General features: G+C 73.1%; 16 protein-coding genes. 6 read left to right on the top strand and 10 right to left on the bottom strand.

The features are described 5' to 3' along the window. Positions 1 to 39: 39 nt before the first annotated feature. A complete protein-coding gene (locus AB0D94_RS27695) occupies positions 40 to 525 on the bottom strand; it encodes a YbjN domain-containing protein (protein WP_266935270.1) in 486 nt (161 codons plus the stop codon). Beyond that, on the bottom strand, positions 518 to 1,900 hold the full coding sequence (mshA, locus tag AB0D94_RS27690) for a D-inositol-3-phosphate glycosyltransferase (RefSeq protein WP_362056721.1): 1,383 nt from the start codon (positions 1,898 to 1,900) through the stop codon (positions 518 to 520). The genes AB0D94_RS27695 and mshA overlap by 8 nt, the downstream gene beginning before the upstream one ends. Before the next feature lie 197 nt (positions 1,901 to 2,097). Here mshA and AB0D94_RS27685 point away from each other — a divergent pair, with 197 nt between their 5' ends. The 3 genes from AB0D94_RS27685 (at position 2,098) to AB0D94_RS27675 (ending at position 6,080) form a co-directional block, all read left to right on the top strand. Then, entirely contained in the window at positions 2,098 to 2,919 is an 822-nt protein-coding gene (locus AB0D94_RS27685) for a class I SAM-dependent methyltransferase (RefSeq protein WP_362056718.1), read from the top strand. Positions 2,920 to 3,080: 161 nt separating this feature from the next. Beyond that, a complete protein-coding gene (locus AB0D94_RS27680; RefSeq protein WP_362056715.1) occupies positions 3,081 to 4,169 on the top strand; it encodes an NlpC/P60 family protein in 1,089 nt (362 codons plus the stop codon). 582 nt (positions 4,170 to 4,751) lie between these two features. Next, positions 4,752 to 6,080 carry a fused response regulator/phosphatase gene (locus tag AB0D94_RS27675; RefSeq protein ID WP_362056712.1) on the top strand — a complete coding sequence of 443 codons (1,329 nt, stop codon included), beginning with the start codon at positions 4,752 to 4,754 and terminating at the stop codon, positions 6,078 to 6,080. Positions 6,081 to 6,139: 59 nt separating this feature from the next. Here AB0D94_RS27675 and AB0D94_RS27670 read toward each other — a convergent pair whose 3' ends face one another. From AB0D94_RS27670 to AB0D94_RS27660, 3 genes are all read right to left on the bottom strand, one after another. Beyond that, entirely contained in the window at positions 6,140 to 6,481 is a 342-nt protein-coding gene (locus AB0D94_RS27670; protein WP_362056709.1) for a DUF2516 family protein, read from the bottom strand. 127 nt (positions 6,482 to 6,608) lie between these two features. After that, complete coding sequence (locus AB0D94_RS27665) at positions 6,609 to 7,178, bottom strand: hypothetical protein (protein ID WP_362056706.1); 570 nt, start codon at positions 7,176 to 7,178, stop codon at positions 6,609 to 6,611. A gap of 23 nt (positions 7,179 to 7,201) precedes the next feature. After that, a complete protein-coding gene (locus AB0D94_RS27660; RefSeq protein WP_073920886.1) occupies positions 7,202 to 7,585 on the bottom strand; it encodes a helix-turn-helix transcriptional regulator in 384 nt (127 codons plus the stop codon). A gap of 130 nt (positions 7,586 to 7,715) precedes the next feature. Here AB0D94_RS27660 and AB0D94_RS27655 point away from each other — a divergent pair, with 130 nt between their 5' ends. Beyond that, positions 7,716 to 8,699 carry a DJ-1/PfpI family protein gene (locus AB0D94_RS27655; protein ID WP_362056702.1) on the top strand — a complete coding sequence of 328 codons (984 nt, stop codon included), beginning with the start codon at positions 7,716 to 7,718 and terminating at the stop codon, positions 8,697 to 8,699. Between the two features lie 117 nt (positions 8,700 to 8,816). Beyond that, positions 8,817 to 9,413, top strand: coding sequence for an isochorismatase family protein (locus AB0D94_RS27650; RefSeq protein ID WP_362056700.1), 597 nt, complete (start codon positions 8,817 to 8,819; stop codon positions 9,411 to 9,413). A 72-nt stretch (positions 9,414 to 9,485) separates the two neighbouring features. Here the strand turns inward: AB0D94_RS27650 and AB0D94_RS27645 are convergent, their stop codons facing one another. The 4 genes from AB0D94_RS27645 to AB0D94_RS27630 form a co-directional block, all read right to left on the bottom strand. Continuing rightward, the gene (locus AB0D94_RS27645) at positions 9,486 to 10,265 is read right to left on the bottom strand and encodes a putative protein N(5)-glutamine methyltransferase (RefSeq protein ID WP_362056790.1); all 780 of its coding nucleotides are present in this window, start codon (positions 10,263 to 10,265) and stop codon (positions 9,486 to 9,488) included. Between the two features lie 42 nt (positions 10,266 to 10,307). Continuing rightward, entirely contained in the window at positions 10,308 to 11,180 is an 873-nt protein-coding gene (locus AB0D94_RS27640; RefSeq protein WP_362056698.1) for a sigma-70 family RNA polymerase sigma factor, read from the bottom strand. A 118-nt stretch (positions 11,181 to 11,298) separates the two neighbouring features. Continuing rightward, positions 11,299 to 12,543, bottom strand: a complete 1,245-nt coding sequence (locus tag AB0D94_RS27635; RefSeq protein WP_362056697.1) for a GNAT family N-acetyltransferase — start codon at positions 12,541 to 12,543, stop codon at positions 11,299 to 11,301. Between the two features lie 54 nt (positions 12,544 to 12,597). Then, the gene (locus AB0D94_RS27630; protein ID WP_362056695.1) at positions 12,598 to 13,137 is read right to left on the bottom strand and encodes an ABC transporter substrate-binding protein; all 540 of its coding nucleotides are present in this window, start codon (positions 13,135 to 13,137) and stop codon (positions 12,598 to 12,600) included. Between the two features lie 187 nt (positions 13,138 to 13,324). On the opposite strand from AB0D94_RS27630, the gene dtd reads away from it, so the two are divergent. Beyond that, positions 13,325 to 13,750, top strand: coding sequence for a D-aminoacyl-tRNA deacylase (gene dtd, locus AB0D94_RS27625; RefSeq protein WP_319724899.1), 426 nt, complete (start codon positions 13,325 to 13,327; stop codon positions 13,748 to 13,750). Between the two features lie 10 nt (positions 13,751 to 13,760). Here the strand turns inward: dtd and AB0D94_RS27620 are convergent, their stop codons facing one another. Beyond that, on the bottom strand, positions 13,761 to 14,726 hold the full coding sequence (locus tag AB0D94_RS27620; protein WP_362056693.1) for a folate-binding protein: 966 nt from the start codon (positions 14,724 to 14,726) through the stop codon (positions 13,761 to 13,763).

Raw genomic sequence — 14,726 nt, 5'->3', positions numbered from 1 at the left:
ACCCGCGGGCGGGGCCGGATCCACCCGGCCCCGCCCGCGCTACGACGGCTGCGTCAGGTGCTTGAAGGCGTCCAGGTTGTAGGTCGGCTCGCCGCGGGAGACGCGCCATTCGTACTCGCGGCGGATCGCGCTCGCGAAGCCCAGCTCCAGGAGCGTGTTGAAGGCGCCGTCCGCCGCTTCCAGGACCGTGCCCAGTACCCGGTCCAGTTCCTCCGGGTTCACCACCGACAGGGGGAGGCGGGCCGTCAGGTAGACGTCCCCGAGGCGGTCCACGGCGTAGCTCACCCCGTACAGCTTGAGGTTGCGCTCCAGGAGCCAGCGGTGGACGCCCGCCTCGTTCTCGTCGGGGTGACGGATCACGAAGGCGTTGACCGACAGCGAGTGCCGGCCGACCCGGAGGGAGCAGGTGGTGGACAGCTTGCGGGTGCCGGGGAGCTGGACGACGTACGAACCCGGCTCGGGGCTCTCCCAGCTCAGCTCGGCGCCGGTCAGCGTCGCTTCGATGATCTCGGCGGTGTCAGCCATGGTGGGAGCGTACGCGACGGCGATGATCATGCATGGCCGCGGTGTACACGTCGGCCGTGCCGCTCGCGGCCGTGTCCCAGCCGAAGAACTGCGCGTGCCGCGCGGCCTCGCCGCCCATCCGCTCCGCGAGCCGGGGCTCGTCCACGAAGCGCCGTAGCTCCCGCGCGTAGTCCACCGGGTCGTGGCCGGGTACGAGGATCCCCGTGACCCCGTCGTTGACGGCGACCGGCAGCCCGCCGACCTCGGCCGCGAGCACCGGCGTACCGGCGGCCTGGGCCTCGATCGCGACGAGCCCGAAGGACTCGCTGTACGAGGGCATGACCAGCACCGAGGCCGCCCGGAACCAGTCGGCGAGCCGGTCCTGGCCCACCGGCGGGTGGAAGTGCACGACGTCGGCGATGCCCAGCTTCGCGGCGAGCTTCTGCAGCCCCTCCGGCTTGGCCAGACCACTGCCGCTGGGGCCGCCGACGACGGGTACGAAGAGCCGCGAGCGCAGCGACGGGTCCCGGTCGACCAGCTCGGCGACGGCGCGCAGCAGGATGTCGGGGGCCTTGAGCGGCTGGATCCGGCCCGCGAAGAGCGGGATCACGGCGTCCTGCGGCAGTCCGAGGCGGGCGCGGGCGGCGGCCCGGCCGTCGCCGACCGTGAAGCGTTCGAGGTTCACGCCGGGGTGGACGACCGCGACCTTGCCCGGGTCGGCCTCGTAGTGGCGGACGAGTTCGTCGGCTTCCTCGGCGGTGTTCGCGATGAGCCGGTCCGCGGCGGCCACGATCTGGGTCTCGCCGATGACGCGGGCGGCGGGCTCGGGGGTGTCCCCCTCGGCCAGCGCGGCGTTCTTGACCTTGGCCATGGTGTGCATGGCGTGCACGAGCGGGACGCCCCAGCGCTCGGCGGCGAGCCAGCCGACGTGGCCGGACAGCCAGTAGTGGGAGTGGACGAGGTCGTAGTAGCCGGGGCGGTGGCCGGCCCAGGCCTGCATCACGCCGTGGGTGAAGGCGCACAGCTGGGCGGGCAGCTCCTCCTTGGCGAGGCCTTCGTACGGGCCCGCGTCCACGTGCCGTACGAGGACCCCGGGGGCCAGCTCGACCACGGGCGCGAGGCCGCCCTCGGTGGCCCGGGTGAAGATCTCGACCTCGATGTTGATCGCGGCGAGGCGTTTGGCCAGCTCGACGATGTACACGTTCATCCCGCCGGCGTCGCCGGTGCCGGGCTGGTGCAGCGGCGAGGTGTGCACGCTGAGCATGGCGACGCGGCGCGGCTTGCGGTGGTGGCCGACGGCCGGGAGGCGCAGCCGCGGCGGGTCGTGGCGGGTGCCGCGCGCGGAGGCGATCCGGCCGCTGATGCTGCCGCCGAGGCGGGACACGTACTGACTCAAGGGGAGCAGTCCTCTCGCTCGGGCGGCATGACGCGAAGAGCGCGGTCGGCGCGCTTCAAGCAGTGCAACCCGGATGGCCGTGCCCCGCATTCCGTGGCGCGCTGACTTTTCCTCGGGTTGCCGGGTTTTCCTCCGGCATGCGCGCACCGGCAGGGGGTGTCCGGCGGCTCAGGGACGGAAGCGCCTAGTCTCGCCTCATGTCCTCGCGCAGTACCCCGCCGCCCCCGAGCCGCCCCGGCCGCCCCGTGGGCACGGTGACCCGCGGTACGACGAACCCGAACCGCTTGCGCCGGATGGACCGCTGGATCGCGGCCACGCACGGGGCCGCGCTGCGCCGTGCGCAGGCGCCGGTCGCGGTGGACCTGGGGTACGGGGCCGCGCCCTGGACCGCGGTGGAGCTGCTGGCGCGGCTGCGGGAGGCGGCCCCGCAGGTGCGGGTGGTCGGCATCGAGATCGAACCGGCGCGGGTCGCGGGGGCGAAGCCGTACGAGCGGGAGGGCCTGAGCTTCCGGCACGGCGGCTTCGAGGTGCCCCTGGACGGCGGTGCGCGCCCGATGCTGATCCGCGCGGCGAACGTACTGCGCCAGTACGACGAGGAGCAGGTCGCCGAGGTGTGGGGGCGGCTGTGCGCGCGGCTGGCTCCGGGCGGGCTGCTGGTGGAGGGGACCTGCGACGAGATCGGGCGGCGGCACGTGTGGGTGGCGCTGGGGCCGGAGGGGGCGCGCACGGTGACGTTCGCGACGCGGCTGGGCTCCCTGGAGCGCCCCTCGGACCTGGCGGAGCGGCTGCCGAAGGCGCTGATCCACCGGAACGTGCCGGGCGAGCCGGTGCACGCGTTCCTGCGCGACTTCGACCGGGCGTGGGCGGCGGCGGCCCCGTACGCCTCCTACGGGGCTCGGCAGCGCTGGATCCGGACGGCGCGGGCGCTCTCCGGCGACTGGCCGCTGGCGGACGGGCCGGCGCGGTGGCGGCAGGGGGAACTGACGGTGCGCTGGGAGGCGTTGCGCCCGGCGGGGTGAAGGCGGTCCGTGGGGACTCCGATGGGGCGGACAAGATCGGCACGCCATCCACAAGGGTGTCGGAATTCATCGACTCGTGGCACCATCCCGAAGGCAGTGCCAAGTTACTGATGAATAGTCAGATCTCATGAACGGTCTGACTCCTGGTGCCTGGGGGAACCATGCGGACCGTAAGGCGGCGGCGCGGCGCGAGCGCCTTCACACTGGTGTGCGCACTGGCGGTACTGACGGCCCCGGGCCTGGCGGCGGGTACCTCGTACGCGGCGCCGGCGCCCGAGCCGGGGCCGCCCCCGGCGCCGGCGCCCGCCCCGGGCGCCAAGTCCCTGGAGCAGGTCCGCAAGGAGATAGAGGAGCTGTACCGGCAGGCGGGCACGGCCACCGACGCCTACAACCTCGCCGCGAGCGAGGCCAAGGCGCAGTCCGACAAGATCGTGGAGATCGCCAAGCTGGTCGTCGCCGGCCAGGAGCGGATCGCCACCCTGAAGAACCGCGCGGGCGCCGCCGCCCGCGCCCAGTACCGCTCGGGCGGGCTGCCGCCGGGCGCGAAGCTCGCACTGAGCGAGAGCCCCGGCAAGTACCTCGACGGGGCGGACCGGCTGCGACGGGGCGAGAAGGCCGCCTCGGACATGCTCTCCGAACTGGACCGTACCCAGGCCGACTTGGAGCAGTACGCGCGGGACGCGAGCACACAGTGGCAGAAGCTCGAGGCCAACCGGATCAAGCAGGAGGACTCGAAGAAGGAAGTCGAGGCCAAGATCAAGGCGGCCGAGGAGCTGGAGAACAAGCTGGAGGCCGAGGAGAAGGCCCGGCTGATCCAGCTGGAGCAGGACGCCCAGTACAAGGCGCAGAAGGCGTGGCTGTCGACGGGCGCGATGAAGGACGTCAACGGCCTGGCGACGGACGCCGGGAAGACGGCCGTCCAGTACGCCACCGCGCAGATCGGCAAGCCGTATGTCTGGGGCGCCGAGGGCCCCGGCTCGTTCGACTGCTCCGGGCTGACCTCCCAGGCCTGGCGGGCGGCGGGCAAGGGCATCCCGCGCACCTCGCAGGAGCAGCTGCGGCTGCTGCCGAAGGTCGCGCTGAAGGACATGCGTCCGGGCGACCTGATCATCTACTTCGACGACGCGAGCCATGTCGGGATGTACGTCGGGGACGGCGCGATGGTCCACGCGCCGCGCCCGGGGCGCAACGTCACGATGGCGGGCGCGGGCTCCATGCCGATCAAGGCCGTCGTCCGCCCGGACGCGTAGCCCTCGGGGTCGGGGGCCGGGCGGGTCTGCGCGGCCTTGTGCCGCCGGGGCCGGGCTTGGCTGCCCTGCCCCAGGGCCAGCTGTGCCTGGGGCTCCGCCCCAGACACCGCGCCTCAACGCCGGCGAGGCTGGATTCGGCCCGGTGTGGGCCGGATGGTGCCCGGCAATTCCAGCCCCGCCGGCGTTTGAGGCGCGGGGTACGGGGCGGAGCCCCGGTCTTCGAACTGTGCGTTTTGCGCCGACGGCAGGCGGGCTCGGCAGTGGCACGACATCGGCTCGGCCCTTGCCGCAGGGCTCGGGCCTGGTGGCCCGGCGGCCGAATGGCGCTTCGCCGCCCCCGCCGCGGGGAGATCGGGTGGAGATCGGGTGCAGAGGCAACCATGTGGGCGGCGGCCACGTCTCGCTAGGCGGGACAAACCGCGCCCCGCCGTGACGTTGGTCATCCAGTGAGGCCGATTTTCCCCCGCGATGTCGGCATATGACGCAGGACCCCGCCAGGAGCGGCATTCCGCTCGCCCCGCCGGGACCGCTAGGGTCTGCCGGACGAGCGCACCCTCGGGGGGAGGGAAGGAACCGGAGACGATGCCCGCACCCGTACCGCGGCAGAGGGACACCCCCGCCACGGAGAGCGCTCAGGCCGTTCTGCAGACAGCCGCCGAACAGCTCGCCGCCGCGCCGACGCCCCCGCACACGACCCCGCCTGCGACCCTGCCGACGACCGCCCACACCACCCCGCTGACCCTGCTGGTCATCGAGGACGACCCGGCCGGCGGCCTCACCGTCCCCGAGATCCTCGACGCCGACGGCCACCGCATCCGGCTCCGTACCGCCCGCAACCTCACCGAGGCCGCCCGGCTGCTCACGCCCGACGTCCACTGCATCCTGCTGGACCTCTCGCTCCCGGACGCGGGACCCCGTACGGCGGGCGCCGCCGTCGACCAGCTGTCCGCCCTCCGCCAGGTGCTGCGCATCGCGCCCCGCCACGCCGTCCTCGTCCTCGCCGGCGAGGCCGACGCCGAGCGCGCCGCCGAGGCCGTGCGGGTCGGCGCCCAGGACTTCCTCTTCCGGGACGAGCTGGACGGCCGGCTGCTGAGCCGCACGATCCGCTACGCGGTGGAGAGAAAACGGGCCGACATCGCCCAGTACAAGCTCGCAGAATCGAAACTGCGCGCCCAGGAGAACGCCCGCCTGGAACGCGGCCTGCTCCCCACCCCCCTCCTCGAGGGCTCCGACCTCCGCTTCGCCGCGCGCTACCGCCCCGGCCGCAGCCGGGCCCTGCTCGGCGGCGACTTCTACGACACCGTGCGCACCCCCGACGGCACAGTCCACGCCATGATCGGCGACGTCTGCGGCCACGGCCCCGACGAAGCGGCCCTCGGGGTCGAGCTGCGCATAGCGTGGCGCGCGCTGACGCTGGCCGGGCTGTGCGGTGACGATCTGCTGGCCACCCTCCAGGAGGTACTGGAGGTGGAGCGGCCCTGCGACGAGATCTTCGCGACGCTGTGCACGGTGGACATCGCCCCGGACGGCCGCCGCGCCGGCCTGTGCCTGGCCGGCCATCCGGCCCCGCTGATCTCCCGGCCGGGCCGCCCCGCGCGCCTGCTCCCGTACGAGAACAGCGGCCCGGCGCTCGGACTGCTGCCCAAGGCCCGCTGGCCGCGCCGCCAGGTCGAGCTCGGCGGCACCTGGAGCCTGATGCTCTACACCGACGGCCTGATCGAGGGCCGGATCGGCGAGGGCAAGGAGCGCCTCGGCCAGGACGGCATGGTCGAGATGATCAACCGCCACCTGGACCGCGGCCTGAGCGGGGAAGCCCTGCTGGAGGCCTCGGTGACCGAGGCGCGCCGCCTCAACGGCGGAGAGCTCACCGACGACGTGGCCGTGGTCCTGCTCTCCCGCGCGGAGGGCTGAGGTCCGACGGGGCCGAGCGAACAGCGGGGGGGGGCAGGCGGCGGCAACGCCGAGGGGGCTTACCGCCCGCCGTTGTAGGGCCCGTACGGCCCGTCACTGCTGCTGCCGCCGCGGCGCTTGCCGCCGCCCGAGACCTGCTTGAGGGCCGGGCGTACGTCGACGAAGAACACGATGGTGGCGACCAGGCCGGCGATCGTCAGGAACAGCATCCGCGGCAGGAAGAAGTCCACCAGGACGGTGATGCCGAGAAGGACCAGCCAGAAGGTCTTGGTCTTCTTGTCGGCAGCCCGGTACGCGTCCTCACGGGCCATCAGGGCCATGACGAACGCCACGACCGCGAGCACCAGCATGGCGAGCCCGAACAGCGGGACCACCCCTCGATCGAACCCTTCCATCAACATCGCTGCGACCGCCTTCCATGCCGTGCGCCTGATGCCGTCCGACTCCACGCTACCGGCACGGGCACCTTCACGAACTACAACGGGCCGGACACCTTCCAGGTGCCCGGCCCGCCGTACGTCATGCGGTTCAGCTCTCGTCGCCCGCCGTGGCGGCGGCCTTCTTGGCCGTGCTCTTGCGCGCGGTGGTCTTCCGGGCGGCGGGCTTCTCCCCGCCGTCGGCCTCGGCGGCCGGCTCCCCGTCGGCCTCGGGAGCCGTCTCCGGCTTCGGCTCGACCGCCACGGCGATGTCGACGATCTCCTCGGAGACCTCGCCCCGCCAGTTGCGCACGGCCTGCTCGCCGTGCTCGGCGACCTTGTCGTAGGTCTCCTTCGCACGTACGGCGTACTCGGCCGCCACGCCGACCCCGCGCAGCGCCAGGTCCTGGGCGGCCTCCCCGAGCTTCTTCGGGTCGATCGCGCCGAACACCTCGGCGACCTTGGCGGAGACCGCCTCCTGCGCCTCCTTGGCCTTCTCCTGCACGACCTTCGGGTCGGTGTTCTTCACGGCCTCGATGCGCGCGGGGGCCTCGGCGCGCAGCTGCTCGATAAGCCCGGGCACCTTCTTGGCCTGCTGCACGGCGAGGTCGGCGGTGCCGGCGGCGAAGTAGAGCGGCGTCGGGTCGGTGAGGGTCTTCTTCAGGTCATCGGCGATGGCCATGCGGTGGTCCTCCCGGATCAAGTTCAGTTCGTCTTCGGCGGCATCTCGTCGGCGGGCGCGTCGAGCGCGTTCTCCTTGCGGAACGACTCGTAGATCTGGAGCAGCACCTGCTTCTGCCGCTCGTTGATGGACGGGTCGGCGAGGATGACGGCGCGCGTCTCCACCTCGTCCCGGTCCCGCTCATCCAGGATCCCGGCCTGCACGTACAGCGTTTCCGCGGAGATCCGGAGCGCCTTGGCAAGCTGCTGCAGGATGTCCGCGCTCGGCTTGCGCAGCCCGCGCTCGATCTGGCTCAGGTACGGATTCGACACTCCCGCGGCCTCGGCCAGCTGCCGCAGCGAAAGCTGGGCCTGCCGCCGCTGCTCGCGGAGGTATTCGCCGAGATTTCCGACGTTGAGCGATGCCATGCCCCGATCCTGCCGCACTCTGCTAACTATTGCAAGCAGCTGCTTGCAGAAGCTCGCACCCGTGTGCGATGGCCGGATGTGACAGAGAGCCGTCATTGCCGTCATGACGCGCCGACGTGACCATGGACGCATGCCCACTCCTCACCGCGTCGTCGTCGCGGTCTTCCCGGACGTCGACCTGCTCGACGTCACCGGCCCGGCCGAGGTCTTCGCCCTCGCCAACCGGGTGACCGGCGGCGCGGCGGGCTACACCGTGCGGCTGGCCGGGCCCGGCGCCGAGCCGGTCGTCACCTCGGCCGGGGTGCGGCTGGTGCCCGACCTGGCCTTCGCCGAGGTGGGGGCCGCGGTGGACACGCTGCTGGTGCCCGGCGCGGTGGACATGGGCCCGGACGGTCCGGTGGCCCGGGTCGACGACGGCGTGGTCGAGTGGGTGAAGGCCACGGCTCCGCACGCCCGCCGGATCGCGTCGGTGTGCGTCGGCGCGCACCTGCTCGCCGCCGCCGGGCTGCTGGACGGGCGGCGGGCGACCACGCACTGGTCGACCGCCGCGCAGCTGGCGGCCGAGCACCCGCGGGTACGGGTCGACGCCGACCCGATCTTCGTCCGCTCCGGCCGGGTGTGGACCGGGGCGGGCATCAGCACCTGCATGGACCTGGCGCTCGCCCTGGTGGCCGAGGACCAGGGCGAGGAGGTGGCCCTGGCCGTGGCCCGGCAGTTGGTGATGTACCTGCGGCGGCAGGGCGGCCAGAGCCAGTTCAGCGTGCCGCTCAGCCGGCCGGCGGCGGCCCGCAGGGACATCGACGCCCTGCGCGTGTTCATCACCGAGCACCTCGACGAGGACCTGTCGGCGTCCGTGCTGGCCGGGCGCATGTGCCTGAGCGAGCGTCATTTCGCCCGGGTGTTCCGCCAGGAGACCGGCACCAGCCCGGGCTCCTACGTGGAGGCCGCCCGGGTGGAGGCGGCCCGCCGCCTGCTGGAGACCACCGACCAGCCGCTGGAGCAGGTCGCGGCGGCCACCGGGATGGGCTCGGTGGAGACCCTGCACCGGGCCTTCCGCAAACAGATCAACACCACCCCGGCGTCCTACCGCCGCCGCTTCCGCACCCTTTCCTGACCCTCGGGCCTTCCTGGCCCCCTGGTTTCCCGACCCCCTGGTACGCGAGCCCGCGCGAGCTCCGCCCGTGCGCTGCTCCGTCCTGCCCACCCAACACCCGAAAGGCACCTTTTATCCATGAATGCCTCTGCGACCCTGCGTGACGTCATCGGCCTCGACAACACCCTGCCGCGCCTCGGCGGGGCCACCCTGATCATGATCGACTTCCAGAACACCTACCGCACCGGCGTCATGGCCCTCGACGGCGCCGAGCCCGCCCTCGCCGCCGGGGCCCGCCTGCTCGCCGCCGCCCGCGCGGCCGGCACGCCGGTCGTCCACGTCGTGGACGCCGGCTACGACATCAGCTCCGAACTCGGCGCCATCAGCCCCGAAGTGGCGCCCGCCGAAGGCGAACCGGTCGTGGTCAAGCACGTGCCCAACGCCTTCCACGGCACCGACCTGGAGAAGACGCTGCGCGAACTGGGCGCCGGACCTGGCCGGCCCGACCTGGTGCTGGCCGGGTTCATGACGCACATGTGCATCACCTTCACCGCCCAGGGCGCCTTCAACCTCGGTTACCGGCCCACCGTCGTCGCCGAGGCGACCGCCACCCGCCCGCTGCCCGCACCCGACGGCAGCACCGTGCCCGCCGCCACCCTCCAGACGGGAAGCCTGACCACCATCGCCGACCTCTTCGGCACCGTGGCCCCCACCGTCGGACACCTCACCCGCTAGTGCTGTGACCGGAAAGGTTCACCGGGTCCGCCGAAGTGGCCCCTGCGGGGGAGGGGCCGCTTCGGCCACTCCCTAGCCCGCCTGGACGCTGCCGATCACCACGGTCGCGTACAGCTCCTCCGAGGTGAGCGCCCGCACCGCGAGACCCGCCGAGGCCAGCGCCCCGGCGGTCGCCTCGGACTGGCGGGCGCTCGTCTCGATCAGCAGGTGACCGCCCGGGGCCAGCCACGGCCGGGCGCCCGCCGCGACCCTGCGGTGGACGTCCAGGCCGTCCGCGCCGCCGTCCAGGGACACCAGCGGCTCGTGGTCCCGGGCCTCCGGCGGCATCAGCCCGATCTCCTGCGTCGGCACGTACGGGGCGTTGACCACCAGGACGTCGACCCGCCCCCGCAAGGACGCGGGGAGCGGCCCGTACAGGTCGCCCTCCCACACCGCCCCGCCGTACGGGGCCACGTTGCGCCTCGCGTACGCCAGCGCCGCCGGGTCGATGTCCGCCGCGTGCAGCTCCACCCCGCCCGGCACCCGCGCCGCCACCGCCGCGCCCAGCGCGCCCACCCCGCAGCACAGGTCGAGCACCACCGCGCCCGGCCTGGTCAGCGCCGCAGCCTGCTCCACCAGGAACTCGGTGCGCCGGCGCGGTACGAAGGCCCCTTCTCCGACCTCCATGCGCAGCCCGCAGAACTCCGCCCAGCCCACGACGTGTTCCAGCGGTTCACCGGCCACCCGGCGCGCCAGCAGGTCCGCCAGGTGGCCGTCGTCCCTGGCGGCCGAGGCCAGCAAGTCCGCTTCCTCTTCTGCGAAGACGCAGCCGGCCGCGCGCAGGGATTCCACAAGTGACGTCAAATACCTCAGTCCTCAGATGTTGCCGATATTGCTCGTAGTGCTTCTCGTACTTCAGTCCAGCACGGTGACGTCGACGCGCTCCAGCCGCTCCGGGTCCGCCAGGATGTCGATCGCGACGATACGGCCGCCGCTGACCGTGAAGCCCATGACCCCGACCGCCTTGCCGCCCGGAGTGATCGTGACGAGCCCGGGCACCCCGTTGACCAGCGCGGGCCGTGCGTACGGCGCCAGGCGCTGGAAGGTGAGGGCCTGGCGGGCCACCGCGCCCGCGCCCAGGGCCATCTCGGACAGGTCCACGCGGAGCACGACCTCCGGGTCGAGCACCGCGATCAGGCCCTCGAAGCTGCCGCCCCGGGCCGCGGTGAGGAAGGCCCCGACGATCTCCTTCTGCCGCCCCGTGTCGGCGTCCGGCGTCGGCGCCCCGCCCTGCACCCGCCGCCGCGCCCGGCTCGCCAGCTGCCGGGCCGCCGCCGGGGTCCGCTCCACGATGGGCGCGATCTCGTCGAAGGGCACCCCGAACATGTCGTGCAGGACGAACGACAGCCGCTCGGCGGGCGCCAGCTGCTCCAGTACGACGAGCAGCGCCAGCCCGACCGAGTCCGCGAGCAGGACCTCCTGCTCCGGGTCGAGTCCGTCCGGCGGGCTCAGCAGCGGCTCCGGGAAGCCCACCGGGCCGTCGAGGGACTCCTCGCGGCGCGCCTTGCGCGAGCGCAGCTGGTCCAGGCAGACGCGGGCGACGACCGTGGTCAGCCAGCCGCCCAGGTTCTCGACGGCGCTGGTGTCCGTCCGGTCGAGCCGGAACCAGGCTTCCTGGACGGCGTCCTCCGCCTCGGACAGCGAACCGAGCATCCGGTAGGCCACGGCCCGCAGATGCCCGCGCTTCTCCTCGAACCGCGCCGCCAGGTACTCGCTGTCGGTGGTCATCCCGGGCTCCCCTCGTCCATGCGCCGATACGCCTTTACGCCTTTACGCCTCTGCACCACCCTGACGTACGGCGGCCCGCCGATGTGACAAGAGCCGGAACAGGAAGCACAGACGCAGGTCAGAAGACGTCCGGGCACCACGGCCGGCGCGCGGTGCGGAACACCGCGTCCGCCAGCGCCACAGCCCCGGGCCGCTCCTCGGCCACCCGGCCGAGCGCGGCCAGCCGCACCGCGGACTCGTCGCCGAGGTACAGCGAGCCCAGCGCGGCCACGTCCAGCCGCAGGTCGGCCGCCTCCCCGGTCCGCGCGCAGGCGCCGGTGCCCGCGTCCAGCCGGTACCGGCCGTCCGCCAGCCCCGCCGCGTCGGTCACCTCCAGTACGAGCTCCCCGGGCGCGGCGTACGTCCGCGCGCTCAGCGCCGCCTCGACGTCCAGCAGCCGCACCCACAGGAAGTCCGCCGAGGTCAGCGGCCTGGCGGACCGCGGGTCGGGCAGCAGCTGGGTGACGAGGTCGTCGGGGGCCCGCCCGCCGGTGCGGACCTTCAGCACCCAGTCGATGGAGCACAGGAAGTGCCACAGCGCCCGCTCCGCGTCCGGGGTGAGCGCGATCAGGTCCTTGACCTGCACGGTGTTCAGCGGGACCTTCGCGTCCGTCCAGTGGCCGTCGCTCTCGTAGACGGCCAGCCCGGCCACCTCGCCCGCCGCCGTCCGGTACACGGCCTGGAACTTGCCCTTGTACGGCTGGTGCGACATCTCCTCCAGCCCGGTCCTCAGGTTCCACCAGCGCTCGTCCCGGTTCACCGCCCCGTGCGTGGCCGCCCGCACCCGCTCGTGCAGCTGCGGGCCCACCCGGCGCAGCTCGGCCACGTCCACCAGGTCGATCCGTCCGCCGTCCGCGGGCGCCGACCAGCGTGGGTCCAGTCCGGTGCGCGGTACGTCGATCTCCCACTCCGCGATCGAGGCGGCGGGCCCGTACCCGTACCGCCCGTAGATCGGGTACTCGGCGGCGATCAGCGTGGAGAGCACGTCCCCGCGCTCCCGGGCCGCGGTCAGCTCGGCGGTCATCATCCGGGTCAGCAGACCCTGGCGGCGGTGGGTGGGCAGGACGGCGACGTTCGAGACGGCGCTGGCCCGGACGGCGGCCCCGCCCGGCACGGTGAGCTCCTGCGCGAAGGAGCGGAAGGCCGCCACGCAGCGGCCGGTGTCGGTGTCGAAGCCGCCCTGGATACGGGCGAGGTCACTGTGCTTGGCCCGCTGGGCGACATCGGACTCCGTCACCTGGGCCGGGGTGAGGAACCCCGAGTGCAGGGTCGTCATCCACTCGGCGAGTTCGGATTCGGCGATCGGCCGGACGTCAGCGCTCATAGCGGACCACGCTAAGCGGGAGCACGGGCCGCCGTCGCCCGGTTTTTCCCCGGTTCAGGCCAGCAGGTCGTCCACCTGCGCCTCGCCCTCCCGGTACCGCCGGGTGATCTCCGCGCTGCACTCGTCCACCGTGCGCTGGAGCTGCTGGCGGCGCCGCGAGACCTGCTGCTCGTACCGCACGAGCCGGCCCATCCCCTCGTACAGCTCTCCGTCCGTGCGGGCGCCCAGGTCCGACAGCTCCACGTCGGCCAGCATCTCGGCCGCCAGCAGCCGGTACTCCTCGCTGTGCGGGGTACCGAGCGTGACGTGCCGGGCGGAGGCGCTGCGGCTGGAGGGGGCGTCCGCGAGGATCTCCGACAGCCGGTCCACCACCGGGGTCTCGGGGTCGCTGCGCCGGGCGAGCTCGGCGCGCAGGATGTCGATGCGGCCCTGGAGCAGGCGGCGTACGTAGCTCAGGTCGGCCTCGTCGCGCTGCGCTTCGCGGCGCAGCGTACGCAGTTCGGGCAGGCCGAGCGCCGTGGTCGCCGGCCCCGGCTCCTGCGGTTCGGCGGTGCGCTGCGCGGGCGGTCGTACCGCGGCAGCGACAGCGGACATGGACGACGTGGAAGCGGGTGATGCAGGTACGGAGGTACCAGAAGTATTCATACGAACGAGTCCGTCCCCTCGACCGGTGCGGCGCACCCGCACCGCCTGCGTGCATCGTGCCACTCTCCGTGGCCACCGTGCAGTCCCACTCCACCCGATCGGCCCCGGACGGGTGCACGGCTGGTACACAGGTGGTATGCGAGCAGTGGTGCAGAGGGTGGACGGCGCGAGCGTCGTCGTGGGCGGCGAGACCGTGGGCGAGATCGTCGGCGAGGGACTGTGCGTCCTGGTCGGTGTGACGCACGACGACACGCCGGAGAAGGCGGCTGTGCTGGCGCGCAAGCTGTGGTCGGTGCGGATCCTGGAGGCCGAGAAGTCCTGCAGCGACGTGAACGCGCCGCTGCTGGTGATCTCCCAGTTCACGCTCTACGGCGACGCCCGCAAGGGCCGTCGGCCCACGTGGAACGCGGCCGCGCCGGGCCCGGTCGCCGAACCTCTGGTCGACGAGGTCGTCGCGCAGCTGCGGGCACTGGGCGCGACGGTGGAGACGGGCCGGTTCGGCGCGGACATGCGGGTCTCGCTCACCAACCACGGCCCGTTCACCATCGTCATCGACGTCTAGGGCCAACCAGCTACGGCGCTACGACGACCTCCTGCGCGGCGGCCGTCTTCCCGGCCAGCAGCGGCGCGTCCACCGGAACGTTCCGCTTGACCAGCGCGAGCGCGATCGGGCCCAGCTCGTGGTGGCGGACCGCCGTGGTCACGAAGCCCAGCTGGCGGCCCTCCTCCCCGTCGGCGGCGAGCCGCACCGGCGTGCCGTGCGCGGGGAGCAGCACCTCGGATCCGTCCAGGTGCAGGAAGACCAGGCGGCGCGGGGGCTTCCCCAGGTTGTGGACGCGGGCGACCGTCTCCTGGCCGCGGTAGCAGCCCTTCTGGAGGTGGACGGCGGTGCCGATCCAGCCCAGCTCGTGCGGGATGGTGCGGTGGTCGGTCTCCAGGCCCAGCCGCGGCCGGTGCGCCTCGACGCGCAGGGCCTCGTAGGCGAGGAGGCCCGCGGCCGGGCCGTGCGAGGCGGCGAAGGACTCCAGCTCGGCGCGGGGCAGGAAGACGTCACGGCCGTGCGCGGTCTCCCGTACGACGTGCTCCTTGGCGACCTCGGCGATGGAGCCGGCCGGCAGGTGCACGACCGCGAACTCGGCGGTGCGGTCCGCGACTTCGACGCGGTAGAAGAACTTCATGGACTCCAGGTAGGCGATCAGCTCCTCCTGGGTGCCGGGCTCCACATGCGCCCACGTCGTCTCGCCGTCGTCGACGAGGTAGAGCGCGTGCTCGATGTGGCCGTTGGCGGAGAGGATCAGCGCTTCGGTGGCCTGCCCGGCCGGCAGCTCCGTGAGGTGCTGGGTGAGCAGCAGGTGCAGCCAGCTCAGCCGCTCCGGGCCGGAGACGGTGACGACTCCGCGGTGCGAGAGGTCGACGAAACCGCGGCCGTCCGCGAGGGCGCGCTGTTCGCCGTACAGCTCTCCGTAGTGGGCGGCGACGCCCTCGTCGCGGCCTTCGGCCTGCACGGCGCCGGGGAGATGGAGCAAAGGGCTGGTCAT

It is taken from the genome of Streptomyces sp. NPDC048255 (assembly GCF_040652415.1).
Lineage (GTDB): Bacteria > Actinomycetota > Actinomycetes > Streptomycetales > Streptomycetaceae > Streptomyces.
The sequence above is the reverse complement of the archived record's forward strand: the minus strand, read 5'-3'. Positions and strand labels throughout refer to the sequence as shown.

What these genes read in the sequence shown, in the direction of transcription:
- AB0D94_RS27670 (WP_362056709.1), bottom strand. Translation starts at nt 6,481, where the DNA reads ATGTTGATGGAAGGGTTCGATCGAGGGGTGGTCCCGCTGTTCGGGCTC.
- AB0D94_RS27635 (WP_362056697.1), bottom strand. Translation starts at nt 12,543, where the DNA reads ATGAGCGCTGACGTCCGGCCGATCGCCGAATCCGAACTCGCCGAGTGG.
- AB0D94_RS27640 (WP_362056698.1), bottom strand. Translation starts at nt 11,180, where the DNA reads ATGACCACCGACAGCGAGTACCTGGCGGCGCGGTTCGAGGAGAAGCGC.
- AB0D94_RS27620 (WP_362056693.1), bottom strand. Translation starts at nt 14,726, where the DNA reads ATGACCAGCCCTTTGCTCCATCTCCCCGGCGCCGTGCAGGCCGAAGGC.
- AB0D94_RS27675 (WP_362056712.1), top strand. Translation starts at nt 4,752, where the DNA reads ATGCCCGCACCCGTACCGCGGCAGAGGGACACCCCCGCCACGGAGAGC.
- AB0D94_RS27695 (WP_266935270.1), bottom strand. Translation starts at nt 525, where the DNA reads ATGGCTGACACCGCCGAGATCATCGAAGCGACGCTGACCGGCGCCGAG.
- AB0D94_RS27665 (WP_362056706.1), bottom strand. Translation starts at nt 7,178, where the DNA reads ATGGCCATCGCCGATGACCTGAAGAAGACCCTCACCGACCCGACGCCG.
- AB0D94_RS27685 (WP_362056718.1), top strand. Translation starts at nt 2,098, where the DNA reads ATGTCCTCGCGCAGTACCCCGCCGCCCCCGAGCCGCCCCGGCCGCCCC.
- AB0D94_RS27680 (WP_362056715.1), top strand. Translation starts at nt 3,081, where the DNA reads ATGCGGACCGTAAGGCGGCGGCGCGGCGCGAGCGCCTTCACACTGGTG.
- AB0D94_RS27630 (WP_362056695.1), bottom strand. Translation starts at nt 13,137, where the DNA reads ATGTCCGCTGTCGCTGCCGCGGTACGACCGCCCGCGCAGCGCACCGCC.
- dtd (WP_319724899.1), top strand. Translation starts at nt 13,325, where the DNA reads ATGCGAGCAGTGGTGCAGAGGGTGGACGGCGCGAGCGTCGTCGTGGGC.
- AB0D94_RS27650 (WP_362056700.1), top strand. Translation starts at nt 8,817, where the DNA reads ATGAATGCCTCTGCGACCCTGCGTGACGTCATCGGCCTCGACAACACC.
- AB0D94_RS27655 (WP_362056702.1), top strand. Translation starts at nt 7,716, where the DNA reads ATGCCCACTCCTCACCGCGTCGTCGTCGCGGTCTTCCCGGACGTCGAC.
- AB0D94_RS27660 (WP_073920886.1), bottom strand. Translation starts at nt 7,585, where the DNA reads ATGGCATCGCTCAACGTCGGAAATCTCGGCGAATACCTCCGCGAGCAG.